The 22578-nt window shown below is 38.5% G+C and carries 19 protein-coding genes; 16 read left to right on the forward strand and 3 right to left on the reverse strand.

Annotated features, from left to right (window positions below; genetic code table 11):
* Positions 1-78 precede the first annotated feature (78 nt).
* From ACY2RU_RS15755 to ACY2RU_RS15810, 12 genes are all read left to right on the forward strand, one after another.
* Positions 79-1461: a right-handed parallel beta-helix repeat-containing protein gene (locus ACY2RU_RS15755; protein ID WP_490139442.1), complete on the forward strand. Its 1383-nt coding sequence runs from the start codon at positions 79-81 to the stop codon at positions 1459-1461.
* A gap of 86 nt (positions 1462-1547) precedes the next feature.
* Positions 1548-1922 (forward strand): LytR/AlgR family response regulator transcription factor, encoded by a 375-nt coding sequence (locus ACY2RU_RS15760; protein ID WP_490139443.1) that lies wholly within the window; start codon positions 1548-1550, stop codon positions 1920-1922.
* A gap of 154 nt (positions 1923-2076) precedes the next feature.
* Positions 2077-4524 carry a hypothetical protein gene (locus ACY2RU_RS15765; protein ID WP_490139444.1) on the forward strand — a complete coding sequence of 816 codons (2448 nt, stop codon included), beginning with the start codon at positions 2077-2079 and terminating at the stop codon, positions 4522-4524.
* 50 nt (positions 4525-4574) lie between these two features.
* Positions 4575-7442 carry a response regulator gene (locus ACY2RU_RS15770; protein WP_490139445.1) on the forward strand — a complete coding sequence of 956 codons (2868 nt, stop codon included), beginning with the start codon at positions 4575-4577 and terminating at the stop codon, positions 7440-7442.
* A 267-nt stretch (positions 7443-7709) separates the two neighbouring features.
* The gene (locus tag ACY2RU_RS15775) at positions 7710-10208 is read left to right on the forward strand and encodes a phage tail-like protein (protein ID WP_490139446.1); all 2499 of its coding nucleotides are present in this window, start codon (positions 7710-7712) and stop codon (positions 10206-10208) included.
* Positions 10209-10325: 117 nt separating this feature from the next.
* A complete protein-coding gene (locus ACY2RU_RS15780; protein ID WP_490139447.1) occupies positions 10326-10631 on the forward strand; it encodes a hypothetical protein in 306 nt (101 codons plus the stop codon).
* Positions 10632-10634: 3 nt separating this feature from the next.
* Positions 10635-11009, forward strand: a complete 375-nt coding sequence (locus ACY2RU_RS15785; protein ID WP_490139448.1) for a hypothetical protein — start codon at positions 10635-10637, stop codon at positions 11007-11009.
* 9 nt (positions 11010-11018) lie between these two features.
* Positions 11019-11636 (forward strand): hypothetical protein, encoded by a 618-nt coding sequence (locus tag ACY2RU_RS15790; protein ID WP_490139449.1) that lies wholly within the window; start codon positions 11019-11021, stop codon positions 11634-11636.
* Between the two features lie 77 nt (positions 11637-11713).
* A complete protein-coding gene (locus tag ACY2RU_RS15795) occupies positions 11714-12964 on the forward strand; it encodes a hypothetical protein (RefSeq protein ID WP_490139450.1) in 1251 nt (416 codons plus the stop codon).
* A 4-nt stretch (positions 12965-12968) separates the two neighbouring features.
* Positions 12969-14777, forward strand: a complete 1809-nt coding sequence (locus tag ACY2RU_RS15800; protein WP_490139451.1) for an OmpA family protein — start codon at positions 12969-12971, stop codon at positions 14775-14777.
* A gap of 24 nt (positions 14778-14801) precedes the next feature.
* Entirely contained in the window at positions 14802-15485 is a 684-nt protein-coding gene (locus ACY2RU_RS15805; RefSeq protein WP_490139452.1) for a TapB family protein, read from the forward strand.
* A gap of 56 nt (positions 15486-15541) precedes the next feature.
* Positions 15542-16090, forward strand: coding sequence for a hypothetical protein (locus ACY2RU_RS15810; RefSeq protein ID WP_490139453.1), 549 nt, complete (start codon positions 15542-15544; stop codon positions 16088-16090).
* Positions 16091-16144: 54 nt separating this feature from the next.
* Here the strand turns inward: ACY2RU_RS15810 and lipB are convergent, their stop codons facing one another.
* From lipB to ACY2RU_RS15825, 3 genes are read right to left on the reverse strand one after another with little or no spacing between them, the layout of a single operon-like run.
* On the reverse strand, positions 16145-16861 hold the full coding sequence (lipB, locus tag ACY2RU_RS15815; RefSeq protein ID WP_490139454.1) for a lipoyl(octanoyl) transferase LipB: 717 nt from the start codon (positions 16859-16861) through the stop codon (positions 16145-16147).
* 2 nt (positions 16862-16863) lie between these two features.
* Positions 16864-17667: a hypothetical protein gene (locus ACY2RU_RS15820; RefSeq protein WP_490139455.1), complete on the reverse strand. Its 804-nt coding sequence runs from the start codon at positions 17665-17667 to the stop codon at positions 16864-16866.
* Between the two features lie 3 nt (positions 17668-17670).
* Entirely contained in the window at positions 17671-17829 is a 159-nt protein-coding gene (locus tag ACY2RU_RS15825) for a YqaE/Pmp3 family membrane protein (protein ID WP_490139456.1), read from the reverse strand.
* 84 nt (positions 17830-17913) lie between these two features.
* Here ACY2RU_RS15825 and ACY2RU_RS15830 point away from each other — a divergent pair, with 84 nt between their 5' ends.
* The 4 genes from ACY2RU_RS15830 to ACY2RU_RS15845 all read left to right on the forward strand — a co-directional run bounded on the left by ACY2RU_RS15830 (position 17914) and on the right by ACY2RU_RS15845 (position 22504).
* Positions 17914-18978, forward strand: coding sequence for a response regulator transcription factor (locus tag ACY2RU_RS15830; RefSeq protein ID WP_490139457.1), 1065 nt, complete (start codon positions 17914-17916; stop codon positions 18976-18978).
* Positions 18979-19198: 220 nt separating this feature from the next.
* The gene (locus tag ACY2RU_RS15835; RefSeq protein WP_490139458.1) at positions 19199-20080 is read left to right on the forward strand and encodes a TlpA family protein disulfide reductase; all 882 of its coding nucleotides are present in this window, start codon (positions 19199-19201) and stop codon (positions 20078-20080) included.
* Between the two features lie 83 nt (positions 20081-20163).
* Positions 20164-21855, forward strand: a complete 1692-nt coding sequence (gene lysS, locus ACY2RU_RS15840; RefSeq protein WP_490139459.1) for a lysine--tRNA ligase — start codon at positions 20164-20166, stop codon at positions 21853-21855.
* Positions 21856-21871: 16 nt separating this feature from the next.
* Positions 21872-22504 (forward strand): hypothetical protein, encoded by a 633-nt coding sequence (locus ACY2RU_RS15845; protein WP_490139460.1) that lies wholly within the window; start codon positions 21872-21874, stop codon positions 22502-22504.
* Positions 22505-22578: the final 74 nt, after the last annotated feature.

Here is a 22578-nt window from a genome sequence, read left to right on the forward strand (position 1 = left end):
AGAATTTCCGTTCAAACAATTGTTTTTTCGCGTGTTTGTGATATGATGTAATTTCAGTCATAATCAAAAAACACTACTATGAAATCAATCTTACTTTTTATTCTTTTAAGTGGTTTACTCTCTACTACAAAGGCAGCAGATCTATTAGTCCCATCTCAATACGTCACAATACAATCGGCTATAGATGCCGCTTCCAATGGTGATGTGATCATTGTATCTCAAGGCACCTACTTTGAAAACATCGACTTTCTTGGAAAGAGTATTATAGTAACTAGTAACTTTCATACTTCGGGAGATGTTCTAGACATTAGCAGAACTATCATCGATGGCAGTATGGCCACCGATCCAGACAAAGGCAGCGTTGTATCGTTTATTACGAGTGAAAATGCCGATGCGGTTTTAAAAGGCTTTACCATCACTGGCGGAACAGGAACCAAAACCTACAATCCTGCCGATGATGCCTACTTTAGAACTGGCGGAGGAATTATTATCAATCAGTCATCTCCCACAATTATTTACAACATCATTACCGATAATGTCTGTGTTGCTGAAGCTGGTGTCACAGGTGCTGGTGGCGGCGGAATTAGAATGGGTTTCGGACTCCCAACGATAGAAAATAACATTATTCAAAGGAACACCGGTGGTTACGCAGGCGGGATCATGATCGCCTATTGCGGTGGTGCCGTGCTAAAAAATAACGTGATCTCAAATAATACAGCAACCGGTTCGTTTAACGGCGGTGGCGGTGTGTATGTAGACTGGGAAGCAATAACATTAGAAAATAATACCATTGTTAACAATCATTCTGGCGATCGCGGTGGTGCGATCATCTCTACAGGCACGTCAACAATTATCATCAATTCAATTATATACGGAAACACCTCAGACAATGGTTTCCCGCAAATTTATAAGCGTTTTGGTGGAAATGCGACCATGACCTACACTAATATTGAAGGCGGATTTGATGGTATTGGTGACGAAGAAGGTGTTATTGATAACAATCCCGATTTTGATAGTGACCGAACCTTTATCTTAAAACCTACCTCTCCCTGCGTTGATGCAGGAGATGCCACAAATATTTACAACGATATTGAAGACCCCGCGTCACCAGGAAATGCACTTTATCCTGCCTTCGGAACCATCAGAAACGACATGGGCGCTTTTGGCGGACAAGGCGCTGAGGCCATACTTTCGGTCAACGATACCGTTTTACAGAAAAAGATAATTAATATTACCTATCAAAACCCGTATGAGAACAACGGTCTGTTTATAACATCAAAACTGGCAATGACGCTTGACATTACAGTACATTCAATCGATGGTAAGCTGCTACTAAAGCAGCCCGGGCATAGCATTAAAAGTGGTTTAAACATAGTTCCACTAAAAACTGATTCGATGGCAATAGCCGTTTTACATTTCAGCAATGGATCTACCCAAACCATCAAACTTATTAAACAATAATTATGTTTGTCTAGAGATAGTTTTATCGCGCTTCAGTTAGAGCTACATTTAGGTTGTTAAAACATCCTTTATGTAGCGCTTTACTTATGATATCTACCTTTCAAAATCAAACCCAAATTCAGCCGCGTTTTAAATCGCGATTCTTTGCAAAGATCAATCACACAGTATATTCGATTGCAATAGAAGACATCAGCTATTTTGTATTTGAAGATCACGTCACCATTATGACCACGAATACCAAACAGCGCTTTGTGATCAACCAAAGTATTGAATCGTTGGAAGCGGTTTTAAACCCGATGAATTTCTTCAGAATTAACCGAAGGTGTATAATTCACATAGCAAGTATTAAAAAAATGAATCTTCTTTCTAAAAGTCGCATAGAAATAGAACTCTCCACAGGCTTAAAGGACATTGTTAGTCGGTCGCGAACCACCCCATTCCGTTCGTGGCTTGACCTGTAAATACTAAGTTTCATTCTTTTTTGAATCTAACGCCAACTCACCAAATATCGTAATTAGCGTCGCCTGCAATTGCAATATTCTATTGTTAAAAACCCGTCAATAAACATTTCAAAGAATTTTCTATTTAGCGATCAAATCATGCTACTTTTGTTTTATGAAATTGTTTCAAAAAATCTTTGTCCTTTTCGTTAGTATCTTATTCCTTTTGGGTTGCGAAAGTACAACTCCAAGGCAGGGATCACTTATCGATTATATTCCCGAAAATGCAAAGATTGTCTTCAAGGTTCAAAGTATCGACCGACTCACATCAGATATTAAGAACAACGATTTTATTGCTGCTTTTAACAAGACAACTGCGTTTTCCTTTTTTTCTGAAGAGGCTTCGCTATTAAAACACCTTCATCCATCGGGAGAAAGTGTGATCGCTATTTCAGAAGTTAATGATAGTACTACTGTCTATACTTACATTACAAAACACACCCCTACGCTGTTTGTAAGTGATTCTATTAAAGACAAAACAATAGAAACACTAACATATGGTGACAAATCAATACAGCGTGTTACCATCGCTAAAAAGATAGCCTTTACCGCGATCCAAGACAGCGTGTTTATCGCGAGTTCGTCTCAGCAAATTTTAGAAGGAATTTTAGATAAAAAAACACTGAAGGAACCCACATTTGCGAAGGTTTATGGTATGAATACAACCTCAGATTTCAATATTCTATTACGATCTAATGAGGTACCCCTTTCAGATAGCACACAAGTTGTCTTTGCTAATTGGACAGCTCTAAAAACACAGATCCTTCCAGATCGTATCACCGCAACTGGTGTGTCTTTAGCGCGTGACACTATCCCACAATTGCTTTCTGTTTTTGAAGGGCAAATTCCTCAGCAAAACGATATACAGAATATCACACCCCGAGAAACACTTGATGTTATTTCCTTTACTTTTAACGATGCCGAAAAGCTTATCAAGAATCTTAAAACATTCCGAAGTGATAAAACAAATTTTCAAACCAACGGCTTATTTGATTCAGCGAGCGAAATAGGCTATATTACTCTAAGCACAGGTAATGCTGTGGTATTAAAAAGTATCGATCCGCTGATCACAAAAGAGGCATTGGCCCGGTTTATTTCAGAAAAGGAAACCTTTAGAGAGGTTGTTTTATATGATTTTAACCAACCTGATCTTTTCCATAAAGTATTTGTTCCACTACTTCCGGCAACTTCGTTAAGCACCGTATTTCAGGTCGATAGTTTCTTTGTTTTTACGGACACCGAGGGCACTGCGCAACAGATCATTTCGGCATATAAAAATAATGACTGTCTCAATAAAACGCCCTATTTTGAAAGTACGAGCACAGAAATAAGTAACGCTTCTTCCTTGTTTATCCTCAAAATGAAATCGGCTATTTCTCCCGCTTTGGCAGCTTTCTTCGGAAGCGGATCACGTGATGAAATTGCGAGAATTCAAGTAAATGCATATCCTTTGGTAGCGCTTCAATTTAGTTATGATCGTGATTTTGCTCATGTCAATTTAGTGTGTAAATCGGCTTCAGAAAAAGTGCAATCCATAGGTACGGTAAGGGAACAATTTAATGTGAAACTAGACGAAGCTGTGATGGGGAACCCAGTATTCTTCAGTAATTATACAACGCGAGAAAAGGATATTGCTGTTCAAGATATTGCCAACACCCTCTATCTGCTTTCAAATAGCGGAAAAACACTTTGGAAAAATAAGCTCGACGGACCTATTTTAGGTGAAATTCAAGAAGTTGACCTTTTAAAGAATGGAAGAAAGCAACTAGCTTTTGTGACCAAAAATACATTTTATATTCTCGATCGTAAAGGTAAAACGGTAAAGCCATTTCCGCTAAAATTTAAGGATCCCATAACCCAGCCATTGGCGGTTTTTGATTATGACAACAAACGTAATTATCGCTTTGTCATTACGCAAGGTAAAGAGGTTTTTATGTACGATAATGAAGCGAAAATTGTCAAAGGATTTACGTTTAAAACTGCAAAATCGGAGATTGTTTTGGCGCCAGAACATATTCGTATGGGCAACAAAGATTATATTGTCATTGCTGAAAGTAATGGTTTACTAAATATTCTGAGTCGCGTAGGAAAATCACGTGTTAGCGTTAAAGAAAATATCAATTTTTCTGAAACTCCCGTGATGAGAGAAGGCAAAAATTTTGTGATCATCACTAAAGACAAGGAGAAAAAATCCATTACCCAATCTGGCAAAGTAAGTACACAAAAACTAGATGTCACGGCTTCTTATAGTTTTGCTGTTTTAGGAAACACCAAGGTAACACTAGATGATAATTTACTTAGAATTAATGGCGTTTTGGTTGAATTACCCTTCGGAATTTATTCAAAACCTGCGCTCTTCCAGATAAACCGTAAAACCTATATTGCTATCACCGAAACACAAGAAAACAAGGTGTACGTTTTAGATCGATCAGGGAAGATTGTAAAAGGATTTCCCGTATACGGAACAGACGCAGCACACTTGAGCGATGTAAAGAACAATAAAAAGATAGGTGTTGTGGTTAAAGGCGCCACCGATGAGATCTTACTTTATAGCGTTGAGTAAGTTGTGACAATGTAACTAGCTTTTGTTACAATAGTCCTACAGCTAAACAATTGAATGACATATTATTGCGTATCTTTAAGTTACTAGCTAACTTAGATGATGTATCATCCCTAAAGCCACTGCAATTGGTAATGTCTATAGCATTCTCTTATAAATTTAGATTTCAACTGATTTTAGTCTTGGCTTTTTTCGGTGCAATTTTTACAACCGAAGCCCAGTTAAATAGCATTCCGGATGAAGAAACCTTATACGATTTAAAAGAGGTCTCGGTATATCTCGACAGCAGCAGAACGCAAAGCTTTGAAGCCATAAAAGAACAGCAATTTGCAACCTTCCTAGAGCCTAATGATGACACTCAAGCAATACATTGGTATCGATTTCAACTTGAACATGCTTTTGACAGCAATTACCTAACTATATATTTTTGGGGAAGTGATCTGGCCGATGTATATGTTCCTTCTCAAAACGGATATTACAAACTGCAAACGGGGAGAATCGCTAAACAACAGATCAATTTTCATCGTTATGAACGTTCATCAGTTACGCTAGCCATAAGGTCTATCGATTTCTCAAAACCCTTTTACGTAAACAAACAACCCCTGTCATTTTGGGGAAAAAAGAACCTTCAATACCCCATTAGCGTCTTCTTTTCTAAAAATAAAATGTATAGTAAAAATGCGCTGTCACAAGATAATAAGGTGCTTCGCTATTACAGCTTTTTAAGTATTTTCTTAATATCATTTATTTTGCTATTGGTCACTTTTTTTATAACCAAAGACAAGAATTATCGCAATTACAGCTTCTATTTACTAGCGTTGATTTTACTGTTTATAGGGCGTATCCCGTTCTTTTACAATTTGCTGAATCAACTACATCCCAAGATCTACTTATATCTAACACAAAGTATGCACATTGCTGCTGCTGGGCTCTATCTCTATTTTGTGGATTGTTTTGTAGACTTTAAAAGTAAATCCCTTCGTTTGTATAAACTCTCGCGCCTCACGCTAAAAGGTATGATCGTATTGGGAGTTATCGCTTTGGTCATTATGATCTTCTATCCGTATTTTAAGTTTCGATATATACTTGCTATTGGTTTCGAAATAATCTTTACAAGCATCAGCTTTTACTTATTTACACGACTATTATTTAAAAAGCCGAGCCTGATAGAGATCATCGTTCTTGTAGGGAGTCAACTACTTGTTCTTGGCAATATCCTAACTGTAATTTATAACAATAATTCGCTTTTTATTATCACTGCCATTGCGGAGATCATCGTATTCTCTTCTGCTTTAACCATTCGAAACAAGGCCAATGAGCAAAAACGGCTTGAAACCAAATATTCTTTGGAAAAAGAACGAGATGAGAAACAGGCCATGAAGGCCCTGAGTGATCTTAAATCATCCTTTTTTACAAATATTTCTCATGAATTTAGAACGCCTCTATCACTTATTAAAGGGCCGTTGGAAGATCAACTAAACAAAAATGATCTATCTGAAAGCGAGGTGCGTAATTTAAAAATAGCACAGCAAAATACGGCTAGAATGGAACGACTCGTTGCTCAGTTACTGGCGTTGGCAAAACTAGAAAGCGGAAAGTTAAAACTTAACGTACAACCTGGTACAATAGATACCTTTGTAGCAGCTCAAGTTGCTGCTTTCGACTTCCTTTCGGCAGAAAAAAACATTTCACTTGTATCAGATCTAAAACCGTCAAATACTTCAGTATGGTTTGATCGTGATGCACTAGAGAAAATACTATCAAACTTGTTAGGCAATGCCGTTAAGTACACCCCAGAACATGGTACCATTGAAATAAAAGGCGAACTTATTCAAGACAGCTATCATTTCATCATTAAAAATGCGTACAACAAGAACACGGTTGTTCAATTAGACCAACTTTTCAATCGATTTTATCAAAGTAGTGATTCAAATAACGGTAGCGGAATCGGATTAGCTTTAACGAAAGAATTGGTTGAACTTCACCACGGCAAGATCACCGCAACGATTCCAACAAAAGGAATCCTTCAATTTAACATTATCCTTCCTATGCTTGCTTCGGAATTTTCAAACGACGAAAAACTTTCCAGCGAACTGCACTCTAATGTTGATTTTGAGGAAATTTCAGAAAATACTTTCCAAGAAAATGAAAAACAAGAACTGGATGCTCCTGTTCTGCTCATTGTTGATGACAATAAAGACATTCGAATCTACCTCAGCGGGATTTTTGAAAATGAATATCAAATTCACACTGCAGAAAACGGTGATATAGGCTTTAAGAAGGCTCAAGAACTCATTCCCGATCTCATTATAAGTGATATAAAAATGCCCGTATCCGACGGCTATACCTTAACAAAAAAATGTAAATCTGCCGAATTCACCTCTCACATTCCTATTATTTTACTCAGTGCCAAAGACGAAAATAGCGACCAACTAAAAGGTCTTGAATTGGGTGCAGATGCCTTTATTTCAAAGCCCTTTAGCTCATCGTATTTACAAGCAACCGTGGCGAGTTTGCTTCAAACAAGACGCGCTTTACAGGAGCGCTTTTCAAACGAAGTGATCCTAAAAACAAAGGATATAGCAATTTCTTCTTCGGAAGAACAATTCTTAACCAAATTACAAGAGGTCCTGGATGAATATCTCACAGACTCCGATTTCTCTGCGAGTCAGTTTAGCGAAAAAATGCTGATGAGTAGGATGCAATTGCATAGAAAACTTAAAGCATTAACCGGGCAATCAACTTCAGAATTTTTACGAACTCAGCGTTTACGATCAGCCGCGCAATTAATACGTCAAGGTAAAATATCTATTTCTGAAGTTGGCTATAGCGTTGGCTTTAATGATCCATCCTATTTTACCAAGTGTTTTAAACAAGAATTCGGTGTTTCCCCTACTATCTACGGAAAAAACAATCAATAAACCTACTCCAATTCAAGCTTTTTAGCCGCTGTTACATAGATCACAGTCTTTGTTACATGGTTTATAGTCAACCCTTTGATTCACAACTACTTTTACCAAAGGGTACTTCCTCAGCATTATGAAAAAAAAAAGACTTACACATTCGGGCGACCTACCTACGATGCCTTCAGAGCGCATCTTACTCAATGTGAACTATTTAAAAAAAGGAGTGTACACCCTTAGTATTATGCACAAAAATAAAGTTATAAAACAAATAACCTTTAAAAAATGAAACACTTTCGCAACTTCACGCTCATCATCTTAATACTCATCAGCTATAACATTATGGCTCAAGTGGGTATTGGAACAGTATTGCCAGATCCATCTGCTGCTTTAGATATTACGGCTTCAGATCAAGGACTATTAATTCCAAGAGTTTCTTTAAACGATGTTAGCAACACTATGCTTGATGGTGTAAATACCGCTGCCGACGGACTCCTAATCTGGAATTCGAACGCTGCAACAATTGGCGGCTCGGGTGTTGGTTTTTATTATTTTGAAGGAGGCACATGGATCGCTATAGGATCCAGTACGGGAGGTGACGCCGATTGGTTTGAAGAAGGAACAACGAGTCCGCCAAACTCTATAGCTGATAACATATTTACCAATGGAGCTGTGGGAATCAATACAAATGCAGTCGTATCCCGTGGATTAAATATTTTATCATCAACTACTGAAACTGGATCAAATTGGGGAATTTTTAACCAAAGTCTGAATAACCTCGCGGGAGAACATATTGGTATTGAAAACCGAATGAGCGGTACAGGAAACTCTCGAAAATACGGTACACTTAATGAAATCACCGCTAACGGTTTCTTTCCTAGTTATGGTACTTTTAATCGAATAAGTGGAACGGGTGCAGGCTTTATGTATGGTTCGTACAATGAAATTAATGGCGCAGGTACAGGCTCGCACATTGCAAATTATAATGCTGTAGCGAGCATCTCAAATGATAATTTATACGGAAATTATAATTCGATAAGCGGAAACGGTACAGGACCACACTTCGGCGCGTATAATGTGCTTAGCGGAAGTGGTAGCGGTGCGCAGTTTGCTACTTATAACGATGTAAACGTGGCTGGTAATGGTATCCATTACGGATCTCAAACTGTGATTTCAGGTAGCGCAGATGCTGAAAAATACGGAAACTCGGTAATTATTGATAACACTGGTGGAGGCGCTCACATAGGAAGCACAAATTCATTAGAAGGTGCGGGCACGGGCACACAGACGGCTACAAATAATATTATTAACAATACCGGCAATAGTATGCATATTGGAACAAGAAACACGTTGATTGGAACAGGTTCGGGTAGTCATTATGGAACTCGAAATATATTACAATCAAGTGGTACAGGTTCGCAATACGGAATTTTCAACGAGGTTCAAAATTCAGCAAATGGCATTCATTATGGCTCTAGAAACCGCCTCACAGGAACAGGTACTGGTGCAAAATATGGCTCTCACAATTATATTGACCCCGCAGCGGGTGGCAATCACTATGGTGTATATTCCGATGTATTTAGTGCAAGTGGTTTTTCAGGTTATTTTAAAGGAAGGCTCGCCGTTGGCACAAATGACGCCACAGATCCTGTTCCAGATTTTTACACATTACCTCCAAGCAGAGGAATGGCTAATCAAATTATAGAAACAGATGGATTGGGCGCGAGCTACTGGACAGACAATCCGGCTATTTTAACTGCCGAAAACGGATTAACAGAAGCCGCAGGAGTTGTGCGCCTAGGTGGGACCCTCAATCAAAATACCACCGTTGCACAAAGTACATTCGATATTAATTTTAACTTATCGAGCACGGGAGATTTCAATGTGCAGGATAACGGGATAAATCATTTTCAAGTTCGTGACAATGGTAACAGCTATTTTGGTGGTGAAGTTATCGTAACCGAAAATAATAACGTCACTGGTGCTAATATAGGGCGTATGTTTAACATCGCTGCACAAGATGGCGCCTTATACCTATACCGCAATGGGACTCCGCAACACAGATTAGATGCTGGGTTTATCACCGTCTTTAACGAACAAGGTATTAATGTAGATTTTAGAATAGAGTCTGAAAACAATCCCGAAGCCTTTGGTGTCAGTGCTGCCGAAGATATTATGTTTGCTGGGACAAGTACCGCTAGTCTTACCAATAACGGTGCAACTGTTAACGGCACCACGCTCGAATACGTGGCGTCATTCTACCGAAATGATCTAACAAATGGTACCGCTATTGGTATTGGTTCAACAGAATATATCAGTGATTTTGGCAATCTCATTAGTGGACCCTTTGGCGCATGGGCTCCTATTGTTGACAATACCTATGATTTAGGAACAAGTACCTTCCGCTGGGATGACGTCTATGCAACTGCAGGGGTTGTTAATACCAGCGATATTCGGTTAAAGAAGAATATTAAGGAATTGAATTATGGTTTGGCGGAAGTGATGAAACTGGAACCTATTAGCTATCAATGGAAGCATGATAGAAATCCTTCCGAAGTAAAATTAGGGTTTTCAGCACAACAACTTCTTGAAGTCATTCCCGAAGTGGTCAAAACCCATGATTACATATATCCCGATGAAAAAAACCCAGGTGTTTTAACTCCAAATGAAAATTTAGGAGTGTATTACAGTGACATCATTCCCGTATTGACAAAAGCCATTCAAGAACAACAAAAGATAATCAATGCATTGGAGCAACGACTTAACGCACTTGAAGGTAAATAAAACTCAAAAATTTAAGGTTTTTCCCCTGTTAATTATCATGTATTCACTTCCAAAATTACAAAGCAACTTAGCCTACTTTTATAAACACAAACAACTCATTAACAAATAAATAAACAGATGAATCCTATCAAAATTATAGTTACTGTCGCCATTATTTTGTTGAGCTCTTCAGCAAATGCACAACTCTTTAAAAAATTGGGAAAGCGAGCAGAAAACGCTGTTGAGAAAACTGTCGAGCGACGTGTTGAAAACGAAACACACAGGAGTACCGATCGTGTATTAGACTCAGTTATCGACGCTCCGAAAAAAAAGAAACGTCGGAAAAAACGTAACAAAAAATCTAAAAATGTGATCGGTTCAGAAACAGAACAACAATCAGATAGCATTCAAACATTTTATCCACAAGAACTCTTAAACCAGTAAATCATGAAAAATCGTACGTACTTCTTATGGCTTCTTTGCAGCATTTCATATATAGCTAATGCCCAATTGCCAGATAGTAACGCCTCTGAAAACAAAACAGAAACCACTACTAATTTTATGGATCTACAAGCCAATGTTTATGGAGATATCTTCGGAAATATGATGAACATTGAAGAATTTAAAGGTATCGAAGATTTTACGACGCTTGTCAATAAAATGGACGCTACTCCTGAAATGAAAGCAAAACTCACCGAACAATACCAAGCCTATAACAACAGCTTGGATCCCCAAAAGAAGGAACTAGCAAAAACTCAGTTTAACACTCTTTTGTTAAAGGCGATCCAAGAAGGTCAAGAAAAAGAAAAACAAAACCCCTAACCCACTATTATGAAAAATATTTTCGCTTATTGTCTTGTTGTATTATTCGTAGCCTGTGATTCTTCACAGAAGAAGAACGTCGATACTACTTCAGAAAAAAAAGAGAACAAAGAGATCACCACTGAAGCAAAAAGCAATGCTAGCAAAGACGATATCTCTCTATCACAACATGGAGATTACAGCACGCTCTTTAAGCTACAGAAAGGCGACTGCAGTTTTGTAAGCGCGAAAGATATTGCAACTGCGTTAGATCTTCCAGAGGGCAACATTGACGAAGTCATAAAGTATAATCGCTGTTCTTATGAAATAACACTCGCTGATAATTCTAAATGGATCGTTTCATTGCAATGGCATCCTTTCTCAAAAGACGATATAACACGAGAAATAGAAAACTATAAAGAAGAAGGAAGTCCGTTAACCGCCATTCTAAGTGATACTAAAGACACCTACTTATGCATCCATCCATTCAATAGATTTTTGATGATATTCAATAACAACTATGATGGAACCATACAAATTCAGTATTGCGAAACAGAATGTAAGAAATTAAGCAAAGAACAACAGGAAGCTCGTAAGCAATTAGCGATTACGCTGAGCAATTACCTCTTACAAAAACATAAAAAGTAAACATTATGAAACCACTATATTATTTATTTGTTCTTGCCTTCCTTTTTTGCTCAAAGATAAGCGCACAGCCGTTTTCAATGGATAAGAAGATAAAACCCGTCAAGCTTGAATTGATTGACGACAAAGAAGTTGAAGGCGCTTCTGGAGTCATTACCAACGCAACTATAGACAAAGATCCACAATATTGGTTTGCCAAAGTTGATATGTTTCGACCCATCGATGTGTATCTTTTCAGTAATTATGGAGACCCCGATTTTGAAGTAGAAATTGCCAATACCAACTGGGAAGATATTGTTGAAACGCAAAAAACAAGTACTTCGGAAAACGGCATCATTCACTTTAAAGTTCGAACCGAAGGTGACTTCGGAATTCATGTAAAACCCGGAAGTGAAGAGATCAATTATACACTTATTATCTACGCAAATCCACCGGTAAAAGAATTTCTCGGATCTGCCTTTAGGAAAGCCCGTCCTGGCGAATTTAAATTAGAATCTGAAAGTAGTAATGGAGCTACAAACGACAACTCTGGAGGTTCAAATAACATGCTTTTATACATCGTAATTGGTGTTGCCTTATTAGTTATTGGCTTTCTATTAGCCATGGTACTAAACAAAAAGAAATCTGCCACCATCCTTATTTTCTTTTTATTGGGAGCTACTCAAATAGGATATTCTCAAATGCACGGAGGAACTACTTGGGGACCCAATAGTCAGCAACAATATGAAGATTGGCTACGAGATCGTACGGCCGAAGAACGTCCAGGTGGTTATCAAGGCGCACAGGATGTGATGACCGGACTCAAACGATTGGGGTCCTTAGGTGATGGCGTAAATAAGGGCTTAGGCACATACAACGCCGCTAAAGGCGCCTATGATGCATATACTGGGCTTAACAATTGTATGAACAGCGCCGCACCTCCAGGCATGCCAAAAATTCCGAGTTTTTGTGAAACCGATGAATGTGAACAATGCTTTGTTGATGCACGCGGACGATTTAACGAAAATCGATACACCTTTGAGCGCCTAAAAACGATCTATACTTGTACTAAAAATTTTACAGATAGAATGATCGCCTTTGGAGATAATGTTTCTGGATATCACGGCGTTTCTGGCCTCGCATGGCAATCGCAAAAAATTGGTGTGATAAAATCGGTAAATGATCTTAAAACTGCTTATGATAAGAAATATGCAGAACTTATTGAATCGCAACACGACATTCTTATGGAACTCAACGATTGTGAGGCAGCTCACGGCATTGAGGATTGGTATGATCGTTTTGGCTATTTGTATTTTGAGTTTACCAAAATGAATTATGCACGTAAAGATTAATACCATGAAAAGCATTTACATTGTTGGAATATGGATAATGCTTTTATTAGCTGGTTGCGGAAATACTTCGGAAGAAAAAAAAGCAGACGAAACAACAACCTCAGAAGCTGAATTTGCTGGAGCAGAAGATACCGACGACGGATTTGCTATGACCGATTTTGTAGGCGATGCCGAAGAAGATGGCTGGGAGATAGACGACCAAACGAAGAAAGGCTTAGAAGGCTTTGAAAAAATGCTGGAAGGAATTGAATCGCTTGCCACCGAGATGAACTATGAAAGGCTCTTAAGTAAACATCAACTCTCCCGTGCACAATTTGACCAAGCCTTAGAAACGGCCCAGGCAAAGGTGATCAATACCCATGGCAAAAAAAGTGCTCAGGATGAAGCAGCCGAAATGGTGACGGCCCTAAAAGAAACCATGAAAGGTTCAGGACTAGAAATGACCCGCGAAGAAGCCGAAGCACTTATTGCGGCAAATATGGCAAGCGAGCAAAATATGCTGAGCAATAAACACAACGTGCAAGGCACTGAAAAACAAGTGACAAAACTACTGGCTAAAAACGATTTAAATTCCAAAGAAAATTTTTTAACTGAAAATCTCAGCACATATAATAAGGACAACAATAAAAAACGAATGACCACTCTACTGAAGCTAACACAGGCTACTTCCAAAGAAGAAACACTCGCCATTATTGTAGATCATTATGGCATTACTGAAGTTGAAGTAGAATTACTCCAAGAATTTCCACGTATGATGGAAGCCGTTCCGTCCTCAAAAGTTGCCGATGCGTATCTAAACTACCAACCACCCGCTGCAATACAGTCATTTTTAAAAAGCGGGAAAGCTTCCGAGAATTTCAAAAAACTAATTTCCGAAGCAATCGCAAAAAAAAGGCATCTCGCTAATCAATTTAAGCTGGAAGCTAAAAAAGCAGCTACAGCGTTCGCAAAGGCAAATCCGGCTTGGATAAAAGACGGTAATACCTTAGAAAATACGTATGTCGATGAAAGGGGCAACTATGTCTACCTTCCTTTAGGTGATGCTTCGTTTGCCGATGTTGTAATTGATACAAAGTTTGGACCTTCAGGATTGCATGCTAATGGGGCTCTTCATGCTCCAGACATGAGTACCAAAACATTTACTGAAGTAGATGAAAAGATATGCAATTTGGGACTAAAAGGACAAATAACACTTGCTTTTACCAATAATGCACTTTCAAATGTGAATGGTCCAGATCTGTATGTTTTTGAAATGGGCGCCATTGAGCCAACGAATCTCGAGATCTCAAAAGATGGAAAAAGCTGGATCAAGGTTGGGAAAATCGATGGTGGAACAGCCATGGTAGATATAGCCCCCTTTGTAGTTGAAGGTGATTCCTTTAATTATGTACGCCTCACCGACTTAGAAACATCCAGTGGCATTCCTGGAGCCGATATTGATGCAGTAGCAGCAATTGGGGGCGCCATGTTGTTAAATATTGACAGCGCTGTTCTTTTTGACACAGGAGCGTTTTCCTTAAAGCCTTCTGCCCATAAAGCATTAGATGATTTGGTAAAATCTATCGAAGTGTTTCCATCGGGCACCATTACCATTCAAGGGCATACAGACAATGTAGGAAGCCCGTCAACTAATCAAAAGCTCTCCCTACAAAGAGCTCAAGCAGTGAGTCGTTACATTTCAGAAAAACTCTCTAAAAAGTACCGTTTTAAGCAAGTAGGATTTGGAGAAACGCAACCCGTTGCAGCCAATGATACCAAAGAAAACAGACAAAAAAACCGAAGGGTAGAAATTCTGGTTAGCCCATCAAATTAATTATAAATATAAAAAATAACAACAATGAAAATTTTAAAATTGACCTTAATAGCCGTGCTGCTGCACGTATCGGTAGTTGCACAAGATTGTAGCACCTTTTATCCGTTTACAGAAGGGACTGTATCAACCGTGACTTCTTATGGCAAAAGAGGAAATGTAAGCGCAAGTCAAGAAGTAACAATCATGGGTGTAAGTACTGTAAATGGACTAACTACAGCTAACGTTCAAGCTCGCCTAAAAGACAAAAATGGAGATCTTATAACAGAATCTACCTTTGACGTGTTTTGTAACGGCAGCGAACTAGAAATTGATTTTAAATCAATGATGAGTCCAGACCTATTTGATCAATTTAGAGGAATGGAAACCGAAATCTCCGGAACCAATATCATCATGCCAAATAATTTAACGGTTGGCGATGAACTACCCGATGCTGAGATGAACATGAAAGTCAATATGGGTGGCATCAATATGAATATGGAGGTTACGGTAACAAACAGAAAAGTGATTGCCCAAGAAAACCTTACCACACCCGCAGGTACATTTGATTGTTATGTAATCGAATACACTACGATGACAAAAATGGGGATGGCTCGCACAGGACAAGCAAAACAGTGGGTTGCAAAAGGTGTTGGCATGGTAAAACAGGAAGATTATAATAATAGGGGGAGGATCTTAGGAAGAAATCTACTTACCTCCTTTTCAGAATAAAACAACAGAAAGCTAAAGCAGTCACCCAGAATACTAACTTTTTTAAACATTTAATTATGAAAAAATTAATTTTTGGATGCATTATGCTAAGCTTAATCTGTTTAGGATGCAAAACGACAGCCGATCAAGAAGACGGCCAAAGACCTTCATACCGTATTAGCTTTTTGGATGCCCAAGGCAATATTGTAGGAGTTTTTGACTCTGATGAACCTAGCTCAAATGTGATGCTTTTAAAGGCTGGGGAAAGGTTTAATATGTTTTATATTACTAGAGATCCTGGAGGAATCCAGAAAGCAAGATTAACCTATCCCATTGCTATGAATGTTATTGAGCCCATGACCGACGACGAAGATCCACCACGTTCATGGGTTGATGTTTCAAGTCCTCTTTCTTCAAACAAAGAATTTGAATATACTGGTGATCCGCTCAATAGGTACAACGGTGCCGCATACGGAATTGTATTTAACTCCCAGAATGCAGGTGAATCACATATAATATCGGTTCGTTCAGAAGATTATGGAAGCGGTGGTATAAGCACTGATGGCCTTATTAGAAGTGCACAGATCACCATCAGATATACAACAAATACAACTGGTGTAGAATAAAAAATCCCCTCGATAAATTTGGTGAATTAACGAGCCAAATTAGAAATTCCGAAGTTACACTGCTTCGGAATTTTCTTTTAAATTAGCTTCAAAGAGTACAGCAAAATGTTTTAGGAGCTTTCCTTTTACTTCAGACATAGAAATTTCAGCCTTGCCTAATTCAACGTTTAATGACGTAACTGCCTTATCTTTAATTCCGCAGGGAATCATATGATCAAAATACCCAAGATCAGAATTGACATTCAACGCAAAACCATGCATAGTTACCCAGCGACTCGCACGTACACCCATAGCGCATATTTTACGCGCAAACGGCGTGCCCACATCCAGCCAAACACCTGTTTCCCCTTTTGATCGCTCTGCTTTTAAACCGTACTCAGCTAACGTTAGAATCACCATTTCTTCTAAGAAGCGAAGATATTTATGAATATCTGTAAAGAAATTTTCTAGATCCAAAATGGGGTATCCTACAATCTGACCAGGACCGTGGTAGGTAATATCACCACCACGATTGATCTTATAAAAGCTAGCTCCAATTTCGGCTAGTTTCGCTTCGGGGATCAAAAGATTTTCAAAATCGCCACTTTTCCCTAGAGTGTAGACATGTGGATGTTCTACCAATAAAAAATAGTTAGGCGTTTCTAAACTAAGTGACTCGCGACGATTTCTAATTTTAAGGTCAAGTATTTCTTTAAAGAGCGATTCTTGGTAATCCCACGTGTCCTTATAATCTTTTAACCCTAAATCCTGTATGTGAATGTTTTTATTCAAATTTATTCTTCTAAAGTGACTTCAAAATTTTTCAACATGTCTTTATTTTCTAGTAATGTCTTCCAATCAATGGTATAGGTAACTGTTTTACCATCATCAGAGATCACGGCATCCTTATGAGAAACCGATTTGATCTTCTTCGGAAAAGTGTACTCAAGGGTCATGTCAGACTCTGCAAGCATATCGTCAAACTCTGCCATCATCCCTTTCATCATATTTTCTTCGGCGGCTTCCTCTTCTGTTTCATCAAGCGACTCCACTTCTTCCCCTTCTTCTTCGGCGAGTATTTGTGGATCAACGCGCCTAAAAACATTATTTTCAAAGGTATAACGCACCTTATCTGTCTTCATCATATCGCCACCGGGTCCGCCTGCTTGAGACGATGAATTTTGTTGCTTTACCTGCTTAAAAACTTCGTCCATTTGATAAGAGACAAATTCTACTTCGCTGAACTCAGCAAATGATTTAGTAGCGGTAAACGTAAAAACATTTTCAGCATCATCCATAACCATATGTATGCTCATGTTTCGCATTTTTTCAAGTTCAGCCTGCTTTTCTGGTGAAAGCGTCGCAATACTGTCCTTCATACGTTCTAAAATATCATTAAAAACGATCAACGTATCAACTTTTTCTTGTTTGCGTTCATCCGACTCTTGACCACCTCCAGGCACCATGGCCAACATAGATGAAAGATCAAAAGCACTTTCATAAGTGCCTCCCATATTATTATCAAAAACTATACGTTCCTGCACGGTGCAACTAGAAATAGCAAACACTAAACAGCATAATACAAAGAGGTATTTCATAGATTATTTATTTGGATTGTTAATAATAATTAATGCTGCAATCACGCCCGGTATCCAGCCACAGACGGTTAAAATTAAAACAATTAAAATAGACCCACAGCCTTTATCAATGACCGCCAAAGGTGGAAAAACGATTGACAGCAATACTCTCCAGATACTCATAATACAAAGTTACAATTAATATTTAGGGTATAAGTCGAGATATTTTGCTTTTGTTACAGCCGCTGAATATGCTATCTTCGTATAGTGAATAGCTTAAAAACCCCTTTTCTTTTTTTCTTCGGAATTATCTTGTTACTGCCTTTCGTTTGCGCAGCCCAATACCAATTTTCCGGCCGTGTTGACACCGAACATCAAGAAGGTTCGATCTATCTTTCGGTTGTAGACGATTACAGAAAGATTTCGGGCGTATATCCCGAACAAATTCTAAAAAAAACAAAGGCAGACAGCACAGGTTATTTCAGTTTTAACGGAAATAATCTCCCAACAGAAAACAGGATCTACCGTATTCACATTGATCTGTGTTCCGAAGACACACAAAACACTGAACACTTTACAGGGCATTGCTTAAGAAGCAAAGAAATTGTCTTTGTCGCCAATAACAACACAACCATTGAGCTTCCGTTTTCATTTGCCAACGAAATGTTTTGCAGTGTGGTTTCTGAAAATGAAAAAGCACATACTTTTTTAAAGATCGATTCGCTTAAAAACGATATGAAATTTGCTTTTGGTACCTACCGAAGTGAAGCCAATAAAAAATTGAACACAAAAAAATGGTTTAGTATTTTTCAACAATATGGTGAACAACTTCAGGAACCATTGGCAGAATTATACAGCTATACTTTTTTTAGTGATCGGTCCAATAATTTGCATGCCTACTACCTTGAAGATCTAAAAACCAATTCGTATTACGACGATCTCCTCGCGCGTTTAAAAGCGAAATATCCAGAGAGTAATTATGTAAAACAATACGAATCTGAGCTCAACGCAGATCGCTATCTCATTGCTTCATTACCCGAAGACCAACTGCCTTGGTGGGTTTATCTTGCATCGGCAGTTGCTGTTATCTCCTTGTTTGGAAATTATTATTTCTTCGGAAAGGTTAAAAATCTGGAAAATCGCGCGGCCTCAAAAGCATCCTTATCTGCACAAGAGCAAAAGGTACTCGATCTCATTCTCCAAGACAAATCAAATAAAGAGATCGCCGATACACTTTTTGTTAGTACCAGTACGGTAAAAACACACATCAACAACCTGTACAAAAAACTTCAAGTCACATCACGCGCAGAAGTAAAAGCGCTTTATGCATAAATTACAATCTTACCAACGCTGACTCAAATTCCATATTTTAACCTTCCAGCATCATTCTTTTGTCTTCCTCTCGTTCGTACTTCACTCGTTGGATACTGCAGTAACCCAGCACCCAACATAATACATTTCCTCCGGGTTCTAGTCCTATTTTCAACCCTTGTATTCTTTAGGTTCTTTTGAATTCGTCGCACTTTCGACCTTTCACTAAAACCAATAAAATATGAAAACCTTACCTCTTTTTACTGCCTGCATTCTATTTGCAATGATGGCTGCAAATGCTCAACCATTTAATGTGGAAGTCCAACCTCAAGACAATCCAACGCTCCTCGGAAAAATAAACAAAGAAGCGCTTTCTGGACCGCATTACGCCTCGTGGTTTACTAAAAACTATGATACTTATACACCAAAATCAGAAACCATTAAAGCACTAAAACCACTCTTAGCCGAATATACCATCACCGCTTTTTTAGGCACTTGGTGTGGCGATAGCAAAGCCGAAATTCCTAAATTTTACAAGGTTTTGGAGGCGGCCGATTTTCCTTTAGAACGGCTCACAACCATTGCTCTAAGCAGAGATCGAGACACCTATAAACAAAGCCCTGGCGGCGAAGAAGAAGGTTTAAGCATTCATCGGGTGCCTACTTTTATAATTTATAAAGACGGGAAAGAGGTCAATCGAATTGTAGAACATCCTATTGTTTCGGTTGAAGCAGACCTGCTGCAATTACTCAAAGGATCGTATACGCCCAATTACGAATCTGTAATAGTAGTGAGTGAAGCACTTGCTGCAACAGACCTCAAAACTTTCCGAAGAAAATCTAAAAAATTGCTTCCGAAGTTAAAAAAGGTCACCAAAAATATGTATGAACTCAACACCTACACCAATGTACTATTCTTTGCGGAAAAGCGAGAAAAGGCGATTGCCGTGGCAGAATTAAATGCTAAATTATTTCCCGAAGAGGTCGGTGTCTATCTCAATCTTGGCAATAAACTCGCTCAAATGGATAAAATCGAAGAAGCGCGTAATTTCTTTAATAAAGCACTCATTATTGAGCCAGAAAACACCAAAGCAAAAGCAGCACTGGAGGCCATAAAAGGATAAAAAGTAGCATTCAATTAACTTTTTGGAAGTTTTAAGGATTAAAATGTCGGAATTGGCTAATTTTGCAGCTTAAATTTAAACGCATGCAACTTTCTGAACAAGAACAGGTACGACGTGAAAAACTCGTGCAATTACGCAACTTAGGGATCAATCCGTATCCACCAGAATTATTTCCGGTAGATCATACTTCGGCAGCAATTAAGAAGAATTATGAAGAAGGAAAAAAGGTGATCATTGCTGGTCGTTTGATGCGTAAAAAGGTTCAAGGAAAGGCTGCTTTTGGCGAATTACAAGATAGTGAAGGTCGTATTCAAGTTTATTTTAACCGCGATGAGATCTGTTTAGGGGAAGACAAAACCCTCTATAACGACGTGTTTAAAAAACTGATCGATCTTGGAGATTTTGTTGGAATCGAAGGGGAATTGTTTACAACGCAGGTTGGCGAAAAAACAGTTTTGGTAAGAGATTTTAAATTACTATCAAAAACGCTTCGCCCTTTACCACTTCCGAAGACAGATGCCGAAGGTAAAGTATACGATGAATTTAATGATCCGGAACTTCGTTACAGGCAGCGCTATGTTGATCTCGTTGTTAACCCGAAGGTAAAAGATACTTTTGTAAAACGTACAAAGATCAATAATGCCATTCGTTCGTTTTATAATGACATGGGTTTTTTGGAAGTAGAGACACCTATTCTTCAGCCTATTCCTGGAGGTGCCGCTGCACGTCCGTTTGTAACGCATCACAATGCGTTAAATATGCCGTTGTATCTTCGTATTGCCAATGAATTATATCTGAAAAGATTGATCGTTGGAGGTTTTGATGGGGTTTATGAATTCTCTAAAGATTTTAGAAACGAAGGAATGGACCGTACACACAATCCAGAATTTACCGTGATGGAAATGTATGCAGCCTACAAAGATTACCACTGGATGATGGATACTACCGAACAATTATTGGAAAAGATCGCGATCGAATTACACGGCACTACAACAGCTCCTTTTGGTGACAATATCATTGATTATAAAGCGCCTTATGCGCGTGTGGGTATTCTAGATTCCATAAAAGAACACACGGGTTACGACCTTTATAAAAAGAATGAAGAAGAAGTTCGCGAAGCTGCCAAAGCAATGGGTCTTGATGTTGACGAAACCATGGGAATTGGAAAAATGATCGATGAGATCTTTGGCGAAAAATGCGAGCATTTATACATTCAGCCAACATTCATTATAGATTACCCTGTTGAAATGAGCCCTTTGACCAAGAAACACCGAAGCAAAGAAGGACTTACAGAGCGTTTTGAACTTATGGTAAATGGAAAGGAACTTGCCAATGCCTATACCGAGCTGAACGACCCAATTGATCAACGTGAACGTTTTGAAGATCAGTTAAAGTTATCTGAAAAAGGCGATGACGAGGCCATGTTTATTGATCAAGACTTTTTACGTGCTTTAGAATACGGAATGCCTCCAACTTCGGGAATTGGAATTGGAATTGACCGTCTTACGATGTTTATGACCAATAACCAATCCATTCAGGAAGTATTATTCTTTCCACAAATGAAGCCAGAAACAAAACAAGTTCCGCTTTCCGAAGAAGAAAAAGCAGTGTTTGCCATCTTAAAAGATGCATCATCAATGACCTTGGATGCGCTAAAAATTCAGAGCGGATTGAGCAATAAAAAGTGGGACAAAACCATTAAAGGACTTACAAAAAATAATCTAGCTAAGGTTAACAATACAGACGATGGTTTGTTTGTTGAGGTGGTTAAGTAACTAAAACAAATCTTAAATGACCACGAAACTCTTTATCATGTTCTTATGTATTTCTTGTGTGGTTCAAGCACAAAGATTTAAACAGGGAACGCTTTTAACACATGATGGAAAAACGGTAACTGGATATATTGAAGATGTAGATCAAACGCGTCCCGTACAAAGAGTAGCGTATCGTATGAGCAAAAATGGAGATACACAACATTTTAAAGCCAGCGATGTTCAGGAAATTCTGTTTAAACGAGAACGTATCATAATTGCCACGGTTCAAATAGACAACAGGTCTAATGAACTTGGCCAATTGCGGTTTCAAGACAGAACACCCGACTTTCATTTTGAAGAAAGAACACTTGCTCTTAAAGTAATTGTTGATGGAGAAGCCATGCTATATCGCAGCTACCTGGGAACGGTAGAAAAATTCTTCTTTTCAACACCAAAGCAACCTTTAACGCAATTGCTTTATAAAAAGTTCTTTATGCCTAGACCTGCTTTTTATGTAGGAAGTGATGCCGCACACCATAATCGCGAGTATTATCAACAGCTTTTTGAATATGTTCGATGTGTTTCTAAAAAGGGAATAGTAGATTATCCCGATTATGATCGTCCTAGTCTGAGAAAATACTTTGAAAAATACAATAACAATGAATGCTAAGTGATTCCTTCATATAATTGACAAAAGAGAAGCCCCTTGAACATTCGGCACAACTAGCTAAAGTGCATAAGAGC

The organism is Ulvibacter sp. 2305UL32-6 (genome assembly GCF_058148545.1).